This is a genomic window from Pseudosulfitobacter koreensis, assembly GCF_024733015.1.
In the GTDB taxonomy this organism is placed as follows: domain Bacteria; phylum Pseudomonadota; class Alphaproteobacteria; order Rhodobacterales; family Rhodobacteraceae; genus Pseudosulfitobacter; species Pseudosulfitobacter koreensis.
The window spans coordinates 112,333-128,438 of record NZ_JANKJG010000012.1; the positions used below are offsets into that span (position 1 = coordinate 112,333).

19 protein-coding genes are annotated in these 16,106 nt (G+C 60.8%); 12 read left to right on the forward strand and 7 right to left on the reverse strand.

All coding sequences use genetic code 11. The features are described from left to right. Nucleotides 1–7 precede the first annotated feature (7 nt). The 4 genes from NTA49_RS15045 to NTA49_RS15060 all read left to right on the forward strand — a co-directional run bounded on the left by NTA49_RS15045 (nucleotide 8) and on the right by NTA49_RS15060 (nucleotide 5,206). The gene (locus NTA49_RS15045; protein ID WP_258295627.1) at nucleotides 8–2,302 is read left to right on the forward strand and encodes an adenosylcobalamin-dependent ribonucleoside-diphosphate reductase; all 2,295 of its coding nucleotides are present in this window, start codon (nucleotides 8–10) and stop codon (nucleotides 2,300–2,302) included. 321 nt (nucleotides 2,303–2,623) lie between these two features. Further along, on the forward strand, nucleotides 2,624–3,673 hold the full coding sequence (locus NTA49_RS15050; protein WP_258295628.1) for an AAA family ATPase: 1,050 nt from the start codon (nucleotides 2,624–2,626) through the stop codon (nucleotides 3,671–3,673). Nucleotides 3,674–3,764: 91 nt separating this feature from the next. Next, on the forward strand, nucleotides 3,765–4,208 hold the full coding sequence (locus tag NTA49_RS15055; RefSeq protein ID WP_258295629.1) for a DUF6634 family protein: 444 nt from the start codon (nucleotides 3,765–3,767) through the stop codon (nucleotides 4,206–4,208). A 110-nt stretch (nucleotides 4,209–4,318) separates the two neighbouring features. Beyond that, entirely contained in the window at nucleotides 4,319–5,206 is an 888-nt protein-coding gene (locus NTA49_RS15060; RefSeq protein WP_258295630.1) for a metallophosphoesterase, read from the forward strand. On the opposite strand, the gene NTA49_RS15065 is transcribed toward NTA49_RS15060, so the two are convergent. Both NTA49_RS15065 and NTA49_RS15070 read right to left on the reverse strand, forming a co-directional pair. Then, nucleotides 5,145–5,804, reverse strand: coding sequence for a class I SAM-dependent methyltransferase (locus NTA49_RS15065; RefSeq protein ID WP_332844294.1), 660 nt, complete (start codon nucleotides 5,802–5,804; stop codon nucleotides 5,145–5,147). The two genes, NTA49_RS15060 and NTA49_RS15065, sit on opposite strands and share 62 nt — an antisense overlap. A 368-nt stretch (nucleotides 5,805–6,172) precedes the next feature. Further along, the gene (locus tag NTA49_RS15070; protein WP_258295631.1) at nucleotides 6,173–7,093 is read right to left on the reverse strand and encodes a LysR substrate-binding domain-containing protein; all 921 of its coding nucleotides are present in this window, start codon (nucleotides 7,091–7,093) and stop codon (nucleotides 6,173–6,175) included. Nucleotides 7,094–7,265: 172 nt separating this feature from the next. Here NTA49_RS15070 and NTA49_RS15075 point away from each other — a divergent pair, with 172 nt between their 5' ends. The 3 genes from NTA49_RS15075 to NTA49_RS15085 all read left to right on the forward strand — a co-directional run bounded on the left by NTA49_RS15075 (nucleotide 7,266) and on the right by NTA49_RS15085 (nucleotide 8,840). Then, nucleotides 7,266–7,481 (forward strand): hypothetical protein, encoded by a 216-nt coding sequence (locus NTA49_RS15075; protein ID WP_258295632.1) that lies wholly within the window; start codon nucleotides 7,266–7,268, stop codon nucleotides 7,479–7,481. 18 nt (nucleotides 7,482–7,499) lie between these two features. After that, a complete protein-coding gene (locus NTA49_RS15080; RefSeq protein WP_258295633.1) occupies nucleotides 7,500–8,426 on the forward strand; it encodes a PhzF family phenazine biosynthesis protein in 927 nt (308 codons plus the stop codon). Between the two features lie 96 nt (nucleotides 8,427–8,522). Continuing rightward, nucleotides 8,523–8,840 (forward strand): hypothetical protein, encoded by a 318-nt coding sequence (locus NTA49_RS15085; protein WP_258295634.1) that lies wholly within the window; start codon nucleotides 8,523–8,525, stop codon nucleotides 8,838–8,840. Nucleotide 8,841: 1 nt separating this feature from the next. Here NTA49_RS15085 and NTA49_RS15090 read toward each other — a convergent pair whose 3' ends face one another. The 3 genes from NTA49_RS15090 to NTA49_RS15100 all read right to left on the reverse strand — a co-directional run bounded on the left by NTA49_RS15090 (nucleotide 8,842) and on the right by NTA49_RS15100 (nucleotide 10,509). Beyond that, on the reverse strand, nucleotides 8,842–9,159 hold the full coding sequence (locus NTA49_RS15090) for a hypothetical protein (RefSeq protein WP_258295635.1): 318 nt from the start codon (nucleotides 9,157–9,159) through the stop codon (nucleotides 8,842–8,844). Between the two features lie 81 nt (nucleotides 9,160–9,240). Continuing rightward, entirely contained in the window at nucleotides 9,241–9,666 is a 426-nt protein-coding gene (locus tag NTA49_RS15095; protein WP_258295636.1) for a carboxymuconolactone decarboxylase family protein, read from the reverse strand. Nucleotides 9,667–9,888: 222 nt separating this feature from the next. Then, nucleotides 9,889–10,509 (reverse strand): TetR/AcrR family transcriptional regulator, encoded by a 621-nt coding sequence (locus tag NTA49_RS15100; protein WP_258295637.1) that lies wholly within the window; start codon nucleotides 10,507–10,509, stop codon nucleotides 9,889–9,891. 222 nt (nucleotides 10,510–10,731) lie between these two features. Between NTA49_RS15100 and NTA49_RS15105 the strand changes: the two genes are divergently transcribed. From NTA49_RS15105 to NTA49_RS15125, 5 genes are all read left to right on the forward strand, one after another. After that, a complete protein-coding gene (locus NTA49_RS15105; protein WP_258295638.1) occupies nucleotides 10,732–10,929 on the forward strand; it encodes a hypothetical protein in 198 nt (65 codons plus the stop codon). Nucleotides 10,930–10,939: 10 nt separating this feature from the next. Then, the gene (locus tag NTA49_RS15110; RefSeq protein WP_258295639.1) at nucleotides 10,940–11,887 is read left to right on the forward strand and encodes a homocysteine S-methyltransferase family protein; all 948 of its coding nucleotides are present in this window, start codon (nucleotides 10,940–10,942) and stop codon (nucleotides 11,885–11,887) included. Further along, on the forward strand, nucleotides 11,884–13,077 hold the full coding sequence (locus tag NTA49_RS15115; protein ID WP_258295640.1) for an aminotransferase class V-fold PLP-dependent enzyme: 1,194 nt from the start codon (nucleotides 11,884–11,886) through the stop codon (nucleotides 13,075–13,077). Before NTA49_RS15110 ends, NTA49_RS15115 begins: the two co-directional genes overlap by 4 nt. A 46-nt stretch (nucleotides 13,078–13,123) precedes the next feature. Next, nucleotides 13,124–13,444, forward strand: a complete 321-nt coding sequence (locus NTA49_RS15120; RefSeq protein ID WP_258295641.1) for a hypothetical protein — start codon at nucleotides 13,124–13,126, stop codon at nucleotides 13,442–13,444. 87 nt (nucleotides 13,445–13,531) lie between these two features. Beyond that, nucleotides 13,532–14,104 carry a sensor histidine kinase gene (locus NTA49_RS15125; protein WP_258295642.1) on the forward strand — a complete coding sequence of 191 codons (573 nt, stop codon included), beginning with the start codon at nucleotides 13,532–13,534 and terminating at the stop codon, nucleotides 14,102–14,104. 551 nt (nucleotides 14,105–14,655) lie between these two features. On the opposite strand, the gene NTA49_RS15130 is transcribed toward NTA49_RS15125, so the two are convergent. Together NTA49_RS15130 and NTA49_RS15135 are read right to left on the reverse strand one after the other, a co-directional pair. After that, entirely contained in the window at nucleotides 14,656–15,591 is a 936-nt protein-coding gene (locus NTA49_RS15130) for an ornithine cyclodeaminase family protein (protein WP_258295643.1), read from the reverse strand. Continuing rightward, the gene (locus tag NTA49_RS15135) at nucleotides 15,591–16,103 is read right to left on the reverse strand and encodes a TRAP transporter small permease (protein ID WP_258295644.1); all 513 of its coding nucleotides are present in this window, start codon (nucleotides 16,101–16,103) and stop codon (nucleotides 15,591–15,593) included. The genes NTA49_RS15130 and NTA49_RS15135 overlap by 1 nt, the downstream gene beginning before the upstream one ends. Between the last annotated feature and the right edge of the window lie 3 nt (nucleotides 16,104–16,106).

The following is a 16,106-nucleotide window of genomic DNA, read 5'->3' on the forward strand; positions in this document are numbered from 1 at the left end:
CGACGCCATGACACGCTTTGCCGCCCCGATAGCCGAACAGATTTGGGATATGAAATACCGGTTCAAGGCGGCCGATGGCACGCCGAGGGACGTGACGGTCGAAGACACCTGGCGCCGCATCGCGCGTGACCTCGCGCAGGTCGAGAAAGACCCGGCCACATGGGAAGAGAATTTCTATGGCGCGCTGGAGGATTTCCAGTACCTGCCCGCAGGCAGGATCACCGCAGGAGCAGGCACCGCGCGCAAGGTGACGTTGTTCAACTGCTTTGTCATGGGCACCGTACCCGACAGCATGGGCGGCATTTTCGACATGCTGAAAGAGGCCGCGCTTACCATGCAGCAGGGCGGCGGCATCGGCTATGATTTCAGCACCATCCGCCCCAAGGGCGCAGATGTGCACGGCGTGGCGGCGGATGCATCCGGTCCTTTGTCTTTCATGGACGTCTGGGACGCGATGTGCCGCACCATTATGTCAGCGGGCAGCCGACGCGGTGCGATGATGGCCACAATGCGCTGCGATCATCCAGACATTGGCGATTTCATCACCGCCAAATCCGACGCGGCGCGCCTGCGCATGTTTAACGTCAGCGTGCTGATCACCGATGCGTTCATGGAGGCCGTGAAGGCCGACGCCTCGTGGGATCTTGTGTTCGACGGCAAGGTTTACCAGACCGTGCAGGCGCTGGACCTGTGGAACCAGATCATGCAGGCGACCTATGATTACGCCGAACCCGGTGTGATCTTTATCGACAGGATCAATGCGGCCAACAACCTGAGTTACTGCGAGACCATTGCGGCCACCAACCCCTGCGGCGAGCAGCCTCTGCCGCCCTATGGTGCGTGCCTGCTGGGCTCGATCAACATGGCGCGGCTGGTGGCTGATCCGTTCGGCGCTGGTGCCGGTCTGGACGAGGACAAGATGACCCGTCTGGTCGCCACCGCCATCCGCATGATGGACAATGTGGTCGACACGTCTAAATTCCCACTGCCCGAACAGGAGCGCGAAGCGCAGCAGAAACGCCGCATTGGTCTGGGTGTGACCGGTCTGGCCGATGCGCTGCTGATGGTCGGCCTGCGCTATGGTTCGGACGAGGCGGCGGCCCAGACCGAAGCCTGGCTGAAGGCGATTGCGCGCGCGTCCTATCTGGCGTCGGTCGAACTGGCCAAGGAAAAGGGCGCCTTCCCGCTGTTCGATGCCGATGCCTATCTGGCGTCGGGCAACATGATGAACATGGATGACGACGTGCGCGAGGCGATCCGCACCCACGGCATCCGCAACGCGCTTTTGACGTCGATTGCGCCCACCGGGACCATCTCGCTCTATGCCGGGAACGTCAGTTCGGGGATCGAGCCGGTCTTTGCCTATGCCTACACCCGCAAGGTGCTGCAAAAGGATGGATCGCGGACAGAGGAAGAGGTTGTGGACTATGCCGTGCAGATGTGGCGCGACTTGAAGGGCGATGCCGAACTACCTGACTATTTCGTCAATGCCCAGACGCTGGCGCCTGCCGATCACGTCAAGATGCAGGCTGCGGCGCAGAAGTGGATCGACAGTTCGATCTCCAAGACGATCAATTGCCCAGCAGACATAAGCTTTGACGCGTTCAAGAACGTCTACATGCAGGCCTGGGATACGGGCTGCAAAGGGTGCACCACGTACCGGCCCAACGACGTGACCGGGAGCGTGCTGAGCGTGTCGGAAGACAAGCAGGCGGCACCCGAGGTTATTGCAAACTCAGACGCCGAGCCGATGCAGCCGCATGGCGACGTCATCTATATGGCCGATCCGCTGGACCGTCCTGAAACGCTGGAGGGCAACACTTACAAGGTCAAATGGCCCGACAGCGAACACGCGATCTATATCACCATCAACGACGTGGTGATCGGTGGCCGCCGCCGTCCGTTCGAGGTGTTCATCAACTCCAAGAACATGGAGCATTTCGCCTGGACCGTCGCACTGACGCGGATGATCTCGGCCGTGTTCCGGCGCGGGGGGGATGTGTCTTTCGTGGTGGAAGAGCTGAAAGCGGTCTTTGACCCGCGTGGCGGGGCCTGGATGCAGGGGAAATACATTCCTTCCATACTCGCGGCGATCGGCGGCGTGATCGAGCAGCACATGGTCGTCACCGGCTTCATCGCGGGCGAGGGGCTGGGGCTGAAATCCGACCCCACGGCGCAGGTCGTCGGTCTGGACAACGCAGCCCCACGCGGCAAGGCGTGTTCGTCATGTGGCAGCTACGAATTGCGGATGGTCGAGGGCTGCATGACCTGCGCGTCGTGTGGATATAGCAAGTGCGGGTGAGGAGGATGTTTCAACTCCTGTTGTGACTGTTATGGGGGGCAATTGAGAGCCATTTGGCCCAAAAAAACGACCTTTGGGTGGGGCTTAAGTGACCACTGATAGCTAAGCCATTGAAATTGTTAAAACTGAGAAATGCCGATCCGAGAGGGTCGGCATTTTCGTTTCAGGGCTGAACTCCCGGCGCTGAGGTTGACCGACCCCGCAAAATGTTCTCATTACGTTCTCAAGGATCCGGATCCTCGTACTGAAACCCTTGGCAGCCCCACGCTGCCAAATGCTGGCCGCCAAAAGATGGGCAGGCCGGTTCAGAGAGGACACCATATGCCCCGTATTCAATTTGCCGACGTCAGTTTCCCGGATCACAACATCCCGTCAGCCCACGACATCGAAGTTCGTCTAAGGAAATTCCTGGATCGTTTCAGAGAAAAAATCGGGAGCCCAAAATTTGACTACGCGCTGTCCGAAGCCGACCGGCTAAAAGTACGGCGAAGGGCGGCAGCATATCTCAGCGCAGTTTCACGCCGATCAGGCATGGACCATCTTGACCCGAAGGAGCGTGCGCGACTCGAGGTGTTCCGCAATGGCGCACAGATACAACCAGTGGAGACCGAGCACCACGCCGACGAAATCGCCAGTTGTCTCCACACGGAGATGCCGTGGATGGCTCCTGCAACAGAGCGTCTTTGGCACGACATGCGGGCCTCGGTCCGCAATGGTGATCCTGCGCCCCTTGTCCGGCCAATGCTTCTCGTCGGTCCGCCCGGGATCGGTAAAAGCTACTGGTCTCGCCTACTGGGCGCGCAGCTCTCCGTGCCGACGACAATCATAGAGGCCACGAGTGAACCCGCTGCATTTGCGGTTACGGGGTCTCAAAAGGGATGGGGATCAGCGGGCCCGGGAAAGGTTCTGGAGGGGATCATGGCGTCTCAGATTGCGAATCCTGTGATCGTGGTCGACGAGATCGAGAAAGCAGGGGATGTCCAGTCCGCGGGCGGTCAGCGGTATTCTCTGACTGAGGGTTTGCTGCCCTTCCTTGAGAGGTCCACGGCGCGTCGCTGGTCATGCCCTTACTTCCGTATTGTTTTCGACATGTCCTGGATCACATGGATTCTTACAGCAAACAGCGTGAACGGTCTGCCAGCCCCGTTCCTGAGCCGATGCCCTCCCACCGAACTGCGCGCCCTGACGCAAGAACACCTGATTGGCTTTGCGGAACGGGAAGGGTTGCGACGTGACCTTCCCCCAGATGCCGTTGATGCCGTCAAGGACGTCATCATGGCAATCAAGAAGCCGCACAACGTCAGCCTGAGATCGGTCGTTCGAATGCTCGATGCCGTGGATCAGTTGATGAACCGGCCCGCCTTGCATTGAGCAGATGTCGGCTGGGCCGAGGGGCATCTCGTCCCGCCGGTCTCTCTGTCTGTCCTTCAACCTCACCATCAACTTTACTTTGGAGTTCCCCATGACCAATAAAGCCTTTTGGGCCCAGAAACTGCGTTCCGCCATCAAAGCTGCCGACAGTGGCCCTTCCGAAAACGACCTCGCCGGCGCACCAATCCTGAACTACTGGCGTCCCCATGTAACCCGTCATGGTGCCCCAATCTTGTGGGGGATGGCTTCGGGGCATCCGAGACTGGCTGAGGGCTGGATCACGACCTCACAGCTTGTCGCAATTGACGTCGACCGAGCTTGGGCGCGTACGGCGTCACGGTGGTATGTTCTGGCTCAACCCTTCTCTGCCTATGAGGCGAAGATCGCCAAGGGCCTCGGGATGGAGGAAGCCCCTTCGGGATTTGTACAGGTCGACTTGCCAGGGTATCGGCCACTTGATGACGTGTCGCTGCTTGGTCAACTTTTGATGGCTTGGCGGGACCGTATCCGGCAGGACGACACGGGAGGGGACTGAAATGTTCAATGAAAAGACCGCAGTTTGGGTTCGAGAAGGAGACCTGGTTCCGCCTACGGTTGACATCGCCCGGGGTCGCTACGAAGCTTCAACCAGAACGGACAATCAACATGCCCGATGGACTGAAAACCTTCAATTCCTTCTACTTGCCTTGGCGAGACCTTCCCGGGTCTCTTCCAGAAGACATCGATATCTTCGCAATTGGGGATGTTCACGGGCAGGCTGAGCTACTTGTGCAGGTACTCGGAGAAATCAAGAATACCCCACGCGAAGCGCCTAAACGGCATCTTGCCTTTTTGGGCGACCTCATAGATCGGGGACCTGCATCCATCCGCGCTGTTGATCTCGCCATGAATGCCGGTTGGCTTGCAGATGTTGACGATCTGCATGTCCTACCCGGTAATCATGATCTTGTTTTGATGCTGGCGCTCGAAGGTCCAAGATATCTCGACTTCTGGGGAAGGCTCGGCGGTGACAAAGTCATGGCCGAGCTTGGTCTGTCGGCAGAAACGCACAGCTGGGACGAGATAGCGGCAAAGCTGAAAGATAATCTGCACCCTGAATATCTGAGAGCAATGGCTTCGGGGCCGACACATCTCTATCTTGGCGACCTCCTGTTAGTGCATGCAGGTATACACCCATTTCAGAACCGCACAGCTTTTCTAGGGCTGTCCCGTCGCTTCATTAAAATGGAAGATCACTGGGCGAATATCCGTCAAACGTTTTTGACCCACCGCGGCGGGTGGGACGCCAACGATCCTGATCCGGAGCGGCGCGCACAAAAGCCGACCGTCGTCGTGCATGGCCACACGCCAGCGGTGCGCCAGGACCTTGTTGATGCCGGGGATTTGGATATCTGTGACGGCGTTGATGACTATCGAACGGTCGCCCTCGATATCGGTGCCGCGTACAGACCTCAATTGGCCTTTGCACATTTTAGGACGCGTGCAGGCCAAGCGGAGGTTCAGATCCGTGCGGTGAGTAAGCCAGTAGTTTGAAGCGAACGGCTCGAAGAGGACATTCGCTTGAAACAGACGCGCCGCTGTGTGGACCTGTCGCGGTTTGATGCCGCAGAGCCCTGATCTCCAGTCCTTGATCCATGAGGGCCGAGGCGATTTCGCCCAATCCGTGCATCCATGCGTAGACCCGGCTGTTTTTCAGAGTAGCACCAGCGTTGGAGTAATCCTGCGTTTCGTCCAACTCCAGCGGCTCGCGCTCGAAATAGGGAACAAACCAGCCAGGCTTGCCCGGGGTGCCGGTCACGCAATCGTCGAAGACGAGAGCTGAGGGATGCCCATCGGCCAGATAGAGCACGCCGCCCGGCTTCAGGCACGCCGTGACGACTGCCGCCCATTTTGTCACATCGGGCAGCCAGCCGATGCAACCCCAGGTGACGTAGACGAGATCGTAACAGCCGGTGTCGGGCAGGTGGTCGAGTGTGTCGTAGACATTGCATTCGATAAACGATGCGCGCTCGTTCCGCCCCAGTTCGGTGGCTAGCGCGGTGGCCGTCCGGATCGCCTCGGACGAGAAATCCACGCCGGTCACGATCGCGCCACGCTGTGCCAGCGCGAGGCTGGCTGTCGGCCCCGAAATGGCATTGCAGGTGGAGCACCCGCTTGCCGTCGAGCGGGCCGACCAGTTCGGGCAGTTCCCGCTCTTCCAGCGCGTCTAGGCGGCCGTGGCCGGCGCGCAGCCCGGTCAGGTCGAGGCCGCCGGGTGCAATATGCACCGCGACCCGCTCATCCCAGCTGGCGCGGTTCGCGTCAAAGATCGTGTCGAGGTTCATTTCGAGCACCCTCAGTCTCGGCTAAAGCATCGGACACCTCCGACAAACATCGGATGGTGCAAAATCATGCATGTGCAAAGTTGACCCCTGGTACAGTCACGGTGCTCCGATCAATCCTGCCCATGTTTCCCGGGGTAGATTGCTCGGGCAACGCGATGGCACGGCCCGTTCCCGTCTATCGAAGGGTCAGCCGTATCTGTTCCTTCAGCCAATCCCGCAGCAGCCGAACTCCTTGCGATTCCGCCAGCTCAGATGTTGTGACCAACCAGTAGGCTGACGACACACGAACCGTCCTTCCGACCGGCCTGAGAAGCCCGTGCCGGATGTCGTCCTCGATCAGCAGGCTTCTGCCGAGAGCGACGCCCAAGCCGCCGATGGCGCCCTGAAGCATGAGGTCTGCGCGGTCGAAATGTTGTGAAGGCTTAACACGACCGTCGTTCAGACCCAGAAGTTTCCAATAGTCCTCCCAAGTCGTTCCGGTTCGGAATTTCTCGGCGCCGCTATCCGCGAGGATGGGGACGCTTCCATCTCTCAGGGCGGCTTCCTGAAGCCGCCCTGCGCCGGGATAGGATGTTCCGATCACCGGCTGGATGTGGCATTTCGACAAACGTATGGCGTGCAGTCCAGGGTAGGGACCCGGGCCGAACCGGAAACCGGCATCGACGTCGCCCGTGTCGAAACCTGCGAGGCCTTCACGCACGTCCAGTGACAGGTCTATACCGGCGCGCTGCGCATCCGGCAGTCGTGCGATCAGCCATTTCATCGCAAGCGAAGAATGAACCGAAAGTCGGATCGCCTTTTCCGACTTCATCGCACGCGCGGCGACCAGCGCGCGCTCTACTTCGTCCAACGAACGGTTAGCGGCCTGACACAATATTTCGCCCGCACGATTGGGGCGCACGCGGCGTGTCGTTCGGTCAAAGAGGGCCAACCCGAGCGCCGCTTCCAGGGCGCGGATGCGATGGCTGACCGCGCTGGGATCCAGCCCGAGATCCTGCGCTGCCCCGGCAAAGCTGCCGCGACGAGAAACGGCAGTGAGCAATGTGATGGACTGAACCAGCTTCGTCAGCGCGTCACCACTCGGAGATCCAATCATGAGAAAATTTCACTGTTTCATGTTGGAGAGCATCTTGGTCGATATGCTTATATCCTCCACCAATATGACATCGGCGATCGGTGATCGTCGTGAGACCAAGTGAAAACTTCACACTAATCGGCGCGATTGTCCAGATGGAACGCCCAAGCCGACTGAAACCGGAGACCACCACATGCACACTGTCGATCACACTGGCCCGATGAAATCGGACTTCGAACGCATCCGAAAATCGGACACTTTCCGGGTTGCGTTGATCCTCGCGGTCTTTGCCGCCACGGCTATGGCGCTTTCGGCTCTCTCGAGCGATTTCGGCCTCGCGACGCAGCCCTCCGCTCAGGCGGCGGGCATCGAGGACTGGCACGGCAATGTCGCCCGGACAGGCAGATAGACAGGAATGGAGAGACCGATGTCAAAACATGACAAGCAAGCCAGACATGCCGTTGCCGTACACGTCGTCAATGCGTTCACCTTGAACGGCTCCGGCGGCAATCCGGCCGGTGTGGTCCTCGACGCCGACGCCTTAAACGAAGCCGCCATGCAGTCGATCGCCGCGCAAACGGGGCTGTCGGAGGCGGCCTTCGTGTCACGGTCGCCGACCGAAGGGGCCCGGCTCGACTTCTTCACGCCAACCCGGCGCATCGCGCATTGCGGGCATGCCACCATCGCGGCGTTCGCGTTGATGCGCGCCGACGGGCGCATTTCGGATGGACCCACGTCGAAACATACAGTCGACGGCCCCCGACGCATTCATGTCCGGGACGGTGCAGTATTCATGGAGCAACGGGCGCCCCGCTATCTGACGCAGGCCGACTGGGCCGGAACGGGGGTGGCACAGGTCGACGTTCTGGCGGCGATCGGGTTGAGTGCGGACCGTCTGGACCTGCGCGTCGCGCCCCAGGTCGTCGACACCGGCAACCGGTTCCTTCTGATCGGGGTGGCAAGTGAGGGGGACCTCGCCGGGCTCAGTGTGGACCAGGGGGCGGTGGCGCGGATCAGCGATGCGCTGGACCTCATCGGCTTCTATGTATTTGCCGTCACGGGCGATCGAGGCTTGTCCCATGCCACCACGCGCATGTTCGCACCTCGCTATGGCATCCCGGAGGAAAGCGCCACGGGCATGGCCGCCGGTCCGCTCGCCTGCCTGCTGCACGACGTCCTGGGCGACCGGCGGACGCATTTCGTCATCGAACAGGGACGCTTCATGCCCAGCCCGAGTGTCAGCCGGATTCTCGTCGATCTGGAAATCGAAGGCGGCGGGATCGCCAGTCTCATGGCCGGGGGCGAAGGACAGACGGCGCGAACCCTGCAAATCGAACCTTGTCAGCCTGTGTGAAACAGACATCGATAGCTGTCTGTCGCTCGGATCGGGCTGGTTGCCACGAGGACAAAGCCGGTCCGGCGTGCCACCTGTGCCGGGCCGGGTCAAGTCATGACCGAAATGCGTCTCTTCGTTGGCCTGGTTCCTGCACCGACCATGCGTGAGAACGTTCCAACAGCCAACAGATATTCGTTTTTTCCGTTTCGCATTACCAAATCCACCGCAACCACCCTCAGCGCGCGCCCCGCATGCCGACATCTGGCCTTGCTTGGCAGCAGATTCGCCTCGAGCGTGACCGAAACATGTTGCGTCGACGTGCGGTATTGCAACCCGATGACGCGGATGCTGACCTCGTCGCTCGCTTCATCATGCGATCGCCGGTCCGGTCGCGAAGCAATTGCCAAGGATTTTTCTGAACCGGGCGACTGATCTACAAGTTCAGAACAATGTGGCGGGCAATCCCGTAGATATAAAAGATCGCGAAGACGACGTTGATGTACTGCAATTGCCGTTCTGATCTGAGCCATCCGAAATAGATCCAGATTAGGCAAAATGGCAGGCTCGACGTCATCGCGGCCAGTTGCCAGCCCTGCACGACGCAAAGCGTGCTACCCAGTCCAAGCGCAAAAGTGATCCACTTGAGCGGCTGCTCAAACACAGTGAGGATCCGCAGGGCTGTGCCTGCGGCGCTTGCGGGATGTGTTTCGTCTTGAGGATACATCTTGTCACGTCGCAGATGTTGCTCCATCCCGCACTTCCGGCGCAGCGGACCCTCCGTCCTTCGGGGGAGGGTCCGCTCTTCGCCGTCTGCCCGGACCAGTAGCAGCTATCAGCCCCCCATCTCTTCGCGGAACTGGTCGAAGTCGATCTGCAGCCCGTTGAGGATCGTCGACCAGTGACGCGTCAACGCGGCCTGACCCACGGCCTCTTTGATCTCGCCTTCAGTGGCCCCGGCGGCGCGCGCCGCTTCTGTGTCGGCGAAGACGCAGTATTGGCATGGAATTTGCGCGCCCACGGCGATGTTGATGAGCGCCTTGACCTTGGGCGACAGTTCCGTCTTGTCGCTGAACTCCATGTCGCGGGTCATGATCCAGGCGCCGCGAATGCCATGCTCGGGGTATTCCTGCATGAACGTGGGCACGAAGCCGAACGCTTCCTTGATCTCGGAATAGGTTTCGGCGGCGGTTTCCTGCGCGGAAACGGGTGCCGAGAAGGCGGCCACCGCGACGACAGCGGCCATGAGATAAGTCTTCATTTCTGTTCTCCAGATTTGCTTGGGTGAGCGCCGCCGGACAGCGCGTCCGGGGCTGGCGGCTTTCTGGATCAAGCCGCGCCCGGAACCTAGTCAACCTCTGGTCCGCCCTCTTAAAATGCGGAGAACGTCAAGTATTTTCAAAACATTGAAGGGTTGCCGCGCCCACGCTTCACGCGCGGGAATCCGGTCCGACTTGACTTCCGGTACAGTCGCCCCGCGGGGTCAGCACGGGTTGGCGGGGCTGAACAGCAGCTTTATGTAGGACCGCAGAAGGACGATCTGCTCGGCCAATACCTTGGGTTCCCCGACCGCGCGCGACATCACGATGCCCCCCTCAACGGTGCTAGAGATCATGTCGGCGACCGTGCGAAGGTCCACGCCGTCGCGTGGCGGATAGATGGCCGCGATCTCCTGCAGCATGCCGAGGAAGCGTTCGCGCCAGATCAGGATGGCCTGCCGGTTCAGCGTTCGGACGTCCCGGTCGAACATCCGTTCGGAATAGGCTACCGTGGCGACCAGGCAGCCGGGGTGACCGTTCGGCAGATCGCCCATCATCTCGGACAGCATCTTGAGACCGATCAGGAAGGAGTGCAGCGGGTCGCCGTGCAGCTCTCGGGCGCGGGTGAACACGTCGTCGAGAATGGCTTCCTCGGTGTCAAGATAGCGTTGCAGCAAAGCGCGAGCGAGTTCGTTCTTGTCCTTGAAGTGGTAGAAGAACCCGCTCTTGGTGATCTCGGCCTCGGCGATGATCTCGTCGATGGAGGTCGCACCGAAGCCTTTCGACAGAATGCCGGACTCGGCGATGTCGAGGATAAGCTCCCGCTTCGATTTGACTTTCTCCATCGCAAGGCCCTCCGCCTGATCACCTGTACCGCAAGTGCAGTCTTCGCCCCGGCTTTATGAACGACCACACAGTTAGCGCTGACAGCCCTTTGACAAATATAGGTATTTCGCAAAGGCCCTACACCGCACCACAAGTATTCTATCGCGTTTGCGGGGACACGTCCATCTTGGCGCCATCAGAGCCGCTAGCCGGCTTGCCATCCCCTCGCAAGGATTCAAACCATGACCAAGATCCTTTTTGACCGGCCGCGGCGCCGATACATGGCCCCCTTCTACATGAGCCCGTTCTGGGTCTTCATCACGCGCGGCGGGCGGCCGTCGTCCTGCCCACCGCATCTCTCCGGATTGAGCGACCATATCCGGCGAGACATCGGGTTCGAGCCGCGCGAAACGCGCCGCCATTTCTCACATTATCTCTAGGACAAGACCAATGATCACGAAACAATTCCCCGCACCCGCTCCCGGCCGTTACTTCCTCACCGAAGGCGGCATCGAGACCGAGATTATGTACAAGTGGGGCTTCGATCTGCCCGAATTCGCGATGTTCCCGCTTCTGGAAAAGCGCGACTCGGCCGAAGCGATCCGCGGCATGTATCGTCGGTATCTCGACGTCGTCGCACGCCATGGCCATTCCGCGCTGATCGGCGGCTTCGACTATCGCGCCAGCCCTGATTGGGGGGCGAAGCTGGGCTATTCCCCCTCCGCGCTCGCCGAGGCCAATCTACGCTCTATCCAGTTCCTGCGCGATGTCGCCGCCGAATACGCCGGCCAGATCCCGTTGGCGCTGTTCTCGGGCTATGTCGGCCCACGCGGCGACGCCTACAGCCTGAACCGCAGCACCACGATCGACGAGGCCGAGGCCTATCACAGCGTCCAGTTGAAGACCCTGAAAAAGGCGAATGTCGATCTGGCCTGGGCAGTCACATTCAACAATCCGGCCGAGGCGATCGGCGTGGTCCAGGCGGCCCGCCGCATCGGCCTGCCCGTGGCCGTGTCCTTCTCACTCGACAGCTCGCACCGTCTTTCATCTGGAATCGCGCTGGCGGAAGCGATCGCCATCGTAGATGCCGCGACGGACAACTATCCTGCCTTCTTTTCGCTCAATTGCTCGCACCCGTTCGAGTTCGAGCCGGCGCTGGATGGCGGTGACTGGACCCGCCGCATCCGCTCGATCCGGCCGAACGCGGCGAAGATGGACAAGATCGCGCTCTGCAAGCTCGGCCACCTCGAGGAAGGCGACCCCGAAGAACTCGGCCGCCTGATGGCGGATGTCGGCCGGCGCTATCCGCGCATGGACATCTGGGGCGGCTGCTGCGGCACCGGGCATGTTCACCTGGAGGAGATCGCACGCCATCTTCCGCAGCCGGTGTCGGCATGAACGTCGAGATGCTGCGCGCCGACACGCCCTCGTGCCGGAGTTACGTCCACGCCAACAACGCTGGCGCATCGCCGGTGCCGGAACCTGTTCACCAGGCAGTGCTGCGGCATCTCGATCTAGAGCGGCGGATCGGCGGATATGCGGCGCAGGAGGCGGCGGCGCAGGATCTGACCGCCTTCTATACCGAGGCGGCGGCGCTGATCGGCGCCCTCCCGGAGGAGATCGCCTTCATCGAGAACGCGACCCGCGCCTGGGACATGGCGTTCTACGGCATGAGGCTTCAGCCCGGGGACCGGATTGTGACCCATGCCTCTGAATACGTCTCGAACGTGCTGGCCATGCTTCAGCGTGCTGAAGCGGCGGGGGTGCAAATCGACTTTGCCCCTAGCGACCCGTCCGGCCAGGTCGATGTAGCGGCGATGGAGCGGATGATCACGCCCCGCACGAAACTGATCGCCCTTACACATGTGCCGACGAGCGGAGGCTTAGTGAACCCGGCAGAGGACGCTGGAAGGCTCGCCCGGCAGCATGGCATCCACTTCCTGCTCGACGCCTGCCAGTCGGTCGGCCAGATCGACATCGACGTTGAAAGCATCGGCTGCGACATGCTCTGCGCGACGGGCCGCAAGTTCCTGCGCGGACCGCGCGGCACCGGATTCCTCTTTGTCCGGAAGACGATGATCGACCGACTGGAGCCTCCCTTCGTGGACCTATGGGCTGCCGACTGGACGGCGGCGGATGCCTACGAACTGCAGCCGAGCGCCCGCCGGTTTGAGACCTTCGAGCGGCATGTCGCCGGACAGATCGGCCTGTTGGAGGCGATCCGCTATGCCCGCGCCATCGGTCTGCCGCAGATCGAGGCCCGCATCACGGCGCTGGCCGAGGATCTGCGTCAGCGGCTCGCTGAGGTGCCGGGCATCCGCCTCCACGACACCGGCGCGCGGCGCTGCGGGATAGTCACCTTCACCCGCAAAGGGGAGGTAGCCGAGCAAACCGCCCTGCGCCTCAGGCACGCCGGCGTGATGGTCTCGTTCACGCCGCGCGCCTACGCGAGGATCGACTTCGAAGCACGTGGCCTCGACGCTGTGGTGCGCGCCTCGCTGCATTGCTTTAACGATTTGAACGACTTGGAAAGGCTGGTCGCCACCGTGGCGGGCGAGACGGGAGCAAGGAGCGTTCCCGATGTCTAAATCGAATTGTAAGATCCACCACAGACCAACCTCGTTGGAGGCAACCATGCTTGTGAGACTCTGGGAGACCCGCTTTGACCCGACGCGAAAAGCGGAACTGGTCGACTACGCGAACGACATCTCCTTGCCGGTTCTCGCCTCGCGCCCCGGATGCTGCGGTGTGCTGTTTTTCTCGCAAGGCGACCGCTGGATCACGCAGACTATCTGGAGCGATCAAAGGTCTCTGGAAGCCCTGGGCACGGACCCGGACTACACAAGGATCGTCGCGGGCATCCTGGCTCTGAATGTCCTCCAACTCGAACAGACAACCACGGTCTATGAGGTGAGCGGCGGCACCAACACGTTCTGCTCGGAGAAGCCCCAATGACACCTAGATCTGCTTCAGCAGCGTCATGTCGATGCAGGCCTTGTCCAAAGCAGCGTCAACGAGGTGTTGCAAACCGCAGATACAGCAATGGAAAAAATCGAACGATCGGGCGAACACCTGCTCTTCCTTGTTAACCAGTTGCTCGACTACGCCAAGATGGAGACAGGTCGGCTCGAGGTCGATCCAGAGATTTGTGACGTGCGAGAGGTCCTTGAGCCTGTCGTCGAGCAGATGAGAGTTCTTACAGAACAAAAGGACTTACAGCTGGAGATGCGGATACCGCCCTGCCTCATGTTGGCCGACGTGACGCGCACACGGCAGATCCTCATCAATCTGATGGGGAACGCCATCAAGTTTACAGATTCAGGCAAGGTTGCTGTCGTCGTCACCGAAACAGAAGACAAGGTTCACATAGATGTAAGCGACACTGGAGCAGGAATTGAGCCAGGTGAACTCGAAAAGATCTTTGAAGCGTTCCACCAAGCCGATCTCACGCTTTCCCGGAGCGCCGCCGGGACCGGCTTGGGCCTGTCTGTTGCGAAAGAACTTGCCCGCCTCGAAGGCGGAACCATCCGCGTGCGCAGCGAGGTCGGAGTTGGCAGTACCTTCACCCTTTCGCTGCCAAGAGAGACGCCGCCTGTCTTGGAAAAGGCCGCTTGATACTGGGTGCCAGATCTCAGCACCGAGAGGCTTGGTTCTTGATGCTGAAGGTATGACGGAAAGCTTCGTTGCTGCTTTCATGTCAAAAAAACTTTCGGGGGCAGCTCGGAGCGTATGTTTTCTTCCGAGGGCCCGTTTTACTTTGCACCCGCAGCGAAGGGTAGCGCTCCGCCCTTGGTGCAGGTCGGCACGAACGGCCCAGACCGGACCTTCGCCAAGATGGTCATCTCTGCAGCTCAGTTTCCCCAGAGCGGTCTTTCGGGGCACTTTACAGCATTAGACTGTCGAGTTTCTCATCGAATTGACCCTTCTTTTCATTCGACGCTGACCCTCCTGCAGCATTCTATCTCACGGAAAGCTTACGGAACTATTTGCAGCCAGTGGGCCACTGCATCGCGGAAAGCTGGGTCAATTTCTTGCATAATTCAACAGACTGGTCATGCTGCTTAGTGTCGCGACGAAAAATGCCTAAATCACCTGTAAAGCCTGTATTGCAGCTGGTCGAACGAGTCCCCCAAGCGGAAAACGTCGCCCTGACGAGGGGATAAAACTCACCCTAGCGTCTGCGCGATGTGCCAACCTGCGGCAAGATCCTGAACGATCAGGCCGTGGGACTTATACCCCGTGATCTGCGACGCGTCCGCGCGACCGGGCGCGTCGCCTGCCAGAACCATGCCCAGTTCCGTCACCACATAGTCATCGCCTATGACCCCGGCCGCCCTGGCCTCGAGGATCTCGCCAGATTCGCGGCCTGAGCTTTCCAGCGCGTCGGTGAACATGGCCAAACGTGCAACCCCGGCATCGTCGATCTCGCGTGCGTCGGCCAGGCTGGCCCCGACCAAGTTGACGTGCTGGCCCGGTTCAAGCGCCGCACCGGGCAGGAACGCGGTGCTTGCGGATGTGGCGGTGGTGATCACGTGGGCACCGGCGATCGCCTCCCCAAGGTCCTCGACGACGCGCATGGGCGCATCGGGGAAATGTGCGGCAAGCGCGCGGGCCGCTTCGGGCCGACGCGCCCAAAGACGGATTTCCTGCGGCGCAAAGCATTGCAGGATGCCCTGCAGGTGCAGTTCGGCCTGCTCTCCCGCGCCGCAGATGGTGAAGATTTCGGGGTCGGGCCGGGCCAGCGTCTTCGTGGCCAGCATCGACACGGCAGCGGTGCGCAGGGCCGTCAGCGCGTCGGCCTCGATCGCGGCGACGGGTCTACCCATCTCGCTCTCAAACAGCAGCACAAACCCCTGATGGCTGGACAGCCCGTGTTTCGGCGCGTCCGGGAACAGGCTGAGCACCTTGGCCCCGTGCATCGGCGGATTGCGCAACGCGCCGTACATAAGGCCCATCCGACCCGCGTCGCTGACCGGAATGGCAAAGCGCGGCGGGTGCAAGGCATGGCGAGCCGAAACGTCGCGCATGGCACTGTCCATCACGGGCACCAGTTCGGCCACGGTGATGCGCCCCAGAACCTGATCTGCAGTAATGACTTTCATCAGACCGAGCCTTTCGGTGACGCGAAGGGGCCGGTGACCCGCGCCGCGCAATGGATCATGATGACAAGGCATGTGACCGGAATAACGGCACCGACCAGCGCCATGTTCAGCCCCAGACCGGGCGAATTACGCCCCATGCCCCGCCAGAGAAAACCGCGTTCGATGTTCCAGCCCGGTCCGAAGACCGAATAGTGCAGCATCGGCAGCAGAAAGATGAGGACGGCAAGGGCGAGCATCGCGCGCCCCAGCCATTGACGTTTTGCGGAAGATGCGGACGTGACCGACAGGATCACGGGATCAAGCCCGCGTCGGAACGCGCAGGTGGCACCCAGCAGGCCGCTCCAGACCATGAGATACCGCGCCAGTTCCTCGGTCCAGGCAAAGGGGCTTTGCATGCCATAACGCACTGCCACCTGAAGCAGGATCACCAGCGCGATCCCGATCATCCCGACCTTGGCAAGCGCAAGGCAGACCCTGTCCAGCCCTGCGCTCAACTGCTCGATCCGCCGCATCCG

What these genes read in the sequence shown, in the direction of transcription:
- NTA49_RS15095 (WP_258295636.1), bottom strand. Translation starts at nt 9,666, where the DNA reads ATGAAGACTTATCTCATGGCCGCTGTCGTCGCGGTGGCCGCCTTCTCG.
- NTA49_RS15100 (WP_258295637.1), bottom strand. Translation starts at nt 10,509, where the DNA reads ATGGAGAAAGTCAAATCGAAGCGGGAGCTTATCCTCGACATCGCCGAG.
- NTA49_RS15115 (WP_258295640.1), top strand. Translation starts at nt 11,884, where the DNA reads ATGAACGTCGAGATGCTGCGCGCCGACACGCCCTCGTGCCGGAGTTAC.
- NTA49_RS15045 (WP_258295627.1), top strand. Translation starts at nt 8, where the DNA reads ATGACACGCTTTGCCGCCCCGATAGCCGAACAGATTTGGGATATGAAA.
- NTA49_RS15110 (WP_258295639.1), top strand. Translation starts at nt 10,940, where the DNA reads ATGATCACGAAACAATTCCCCGCACCCGCTCCCGGCCGTTACTTCCTC.
- NTA49_RS15105 (WP_258295638.1), top strand. Translation starts at nt 10,732, where the DNA reads ATGACCAAGATCCTTTTTGACCGGCCGCGGCGCCGATACATGGCCCCC.
- NTA49_RS15090 (WP_258295635.1), bottom strand. Translation starts at nt 9,159, where the DNA reads ATGGAGCAACATCTGCGACGTGACAAGATGTATCCTCAAGACGAAACA.
- NTA49_RS15060 (WP_258295630.1), top strand. Translation starts at nt 4,319, where the DNA reads ATGCCCGATGGACTGAAAACCTTCAATTCCTTCTACTTGCCTTGGCGA.
- NTA49_RS15055 (WP_258295629.1), top strand. Translation starts at nt 3,765, where the DNA reads ATGACCAATAAAGCCTTTTGGGCCCAGAAACTGCGTTCCGCCATCAAA.
- NTA49_RS15070 (WP_258295631.1), bottom strand. Translation starts at nt 7,093, where the DNA reads ATGATTGGATCTCCGAGTGGTGACGCGCTGACGAAGCTGGTTCAGTCC.
- NTA49_RS15085 (WP_258295634.1), top strand. Translation starts at nt 8,523, where the DNA reads ATGACCGAAATGCGTCTCTTCGTTGGCCTGGTTCCTGCACCGACCATG.
- NTA49_RS15125 (WP_258295642.1), top strand. Translation starts at nt 13,532, where the DNA reads ATGGAAAAAATCGAACGATCGGGCGAACACCTGCTCTTCCTTGTTAAC.
- NTA49_RS15130 (WP_258295643.1), bottom strand. Translation starts at nt 15,591, where the DNA reads ATGAAAGTCATTACTGCAGATCAGGTTCTGGGGCGCATCACCGTGGCC.
- NTA49_RS15120 (WP_258295641.1), top strand. Translation starts at nt 13,124, where the DNA reads ATGCTTGTGAGACTCTGGGAGACCCGCTTTGACCCGACGCGAAAAGCG.
- NTA49_RS15135 (WP_258295644.1), bottom strand. Translation starts at nt 16,103, where the DNA reads ATGCGGCGGATCGAGCAGTTGAGCGCAGGGCTGGACAGGGTCTGCCTT.
- NTA49_RS15075 (WP_258295632.1), top strand. Translation starts at nt 7,266, where the DNA reads ATGCACACTGTCGATCACACTGGCCCGATGAAATCGGACTTCGAACGC.
- NTA49_RS15050 (WP_258295628.1), top strand. Translation starts at nt 2,624, where the DNA reads ATGCCCCGTATTCAATTTGCCGACGTCAGTTTCCCGGATCACAACATC.
- NTA49_RS15080 (WP_258295633.1), top strand. Translation starts at nt 7,500, where the DNA reads ATGTCAAAACATGACAAGCAAGCCAGACATGCCGTTGCCGTACACGTC.